Genomic DNA, 1,746 nt, shown 5'->3' on the forward strand with positions numbered 1-1,746 from the left:
GTGCCGACCCGGGTGGTCCGGGTGGCCGACCTGCCGCTCACCCGCTCCGGCAAGGTGGACCTGACGCGGGCGGCGGCGCTGTGCCGGCCGGACCGGCCGTCGCGTCCCGCCGCGGACCCGCGCCACGACGCCGTCGCCGCGATCTGGTGCCGGGTGCTCGGCCTGGACGTCGCGGACCCCGACGACGACTTCTTCGACTGCGGCGGGCACTCGCTCAGCGCGATGCGCATGGTGGCCGCGGTCCGGTCGGAACTCGGCCGCGACGTCAGCGTCGAGACGGTCCTCTCCGCGCGGACCCTCCGCCGGGTCGCGGCGGCGGTGGCGACGGCCGGGCCGGCCGCCGGGTCCGCCATCTCCACCGGCCATCCACCGGCGCTGTCGGTGGCCCAGCGCCGGGTGTGGTTCGTCGACCAGCTCTCACCGGAGAGCACCGCGTACAACATCGCCATGGCCGAGCGTCTCACCGGCGCGCTGGACGTGGCGGCCCTCCGTGCCGCCCTGGCCGCGGTGGCGACCCGGCACGAGGTGCTGCGCTGGCGCATCCCGTCCCGCGACGGCCGGCCGTACGTCGTGGCCGACCTTCCGGCCGAGGTCCCGATGCCGGTGCAGGACCTGCCGGCGGAGGACCCGCGGCAGCAGGCCGAGGTCCTGCGGGAGGTGCTGCGCGCCGAGGCCGTCACCCCGTTCGACCTCGCCGCCGGTCCGCTGTGGCGGGTCCGGTTGCTCCGGCTCGGCCCCGCCGAGCACGTGCTGGCGATCACCACCCACCACGCCGTGTTCGACGGCTGGTCGCAGGACGTGCTCTACGAGGACCTCGCCCGGGCGTACGCCTCCGCCCTGGCCGGGCGTCCCGCGGTCCTGCCGGCCCCGCCGGTCCGGTTCGCCGACTACGTGGCCTGGCGGGCCGACCGGGACCGGCACCGCCACGACGAGGACCTGGCCTGGTGGCGGGACCATCTGGCCGGCGCACCGACCGTGCTGGACCTGCCCCGGGACCGCCCTCGCCCGACGGAACAGGCCACCGGCGGTGCGTCGCTGGCGATCACCGTCGGCGGCGCCACCTTCGACGCGGCCACCGCCCTGGCGGTACGCCTGGGCGTCACCACCGCGACGGTTCCGCTCGCCGCCTTCGCCGAACTGGTCTTCCGCGTCACCGGACGTCGGGACGCGGTGATCGGCACGCCGACCGCCGACCGCCGCCACGCCGACCTGGAGGACCTCGTCGGGTTCTTCGTCGACATCACGCCGTTGCGCCTGCGGTCGGCCGTCACCGACGACTTCGCGACGCTGGTCCGTGCCTGCCGGGACGAGCTGCTGGCCGCCGCGGCCCACCCCGGGGCGACGCTGGACCAGATCGTCGACGCCCTGCGGCTGCGGCGCGACCCGACCCGGGGCCCCCTGATCCAGGTCGTGTTCAACGTCTTCAACTTCGCCCGGCCCCGGCTGGACCTGGCCGGGCTGGAGACCGCCACCGAGCCCGCCGGCCTGCCCGGCTCCGTGTTCGACCTGACCCTCTACCTGGTGGACACCGACGGCGGGTTCACGCTCCAGGCCGTCTACAACCCCGCCCTCTACGACGGCGACCGGATCCGCCGGCTCCTCCAGGCGTACCGGGAACTGCTGGCCGGCCTGGTCGACGCGCCGGACGCCGCCGCCTCCGGCGTCGTCCTGCCGGACGTCGAGCTGTTGCGCGCCGGTCTCGCCGACGGCGGCGCGGTCCACCGGCCGACGCCGACGCCGACGCCG

The 1,746-nt window shown here is 76.4% G+C and carries 1 protein-coding gene; it reads left to right on the plus strand.

Going from position 1 to position 1,746, the window contains the following annotated elements:
- The coding region (locus HUW36_RS32205; RefSeq protein WP_246248431.1) for a condensation domain-containing protein at nucleotides 1-1,746 on the plus strand (1,746 nt) is incomplete at both ends.

Origin of the sequence: Micromonospora maritima, from assembly GCF_902825405.1 — a bacterium.
In the GTDB taxonomy this organism is placed as follows: Bacteria; Actinomycetota; Actinomycetes; order Mycobacteriales; family Micromonosporaceae; genus Micromonospora; species Micromonospora maritima.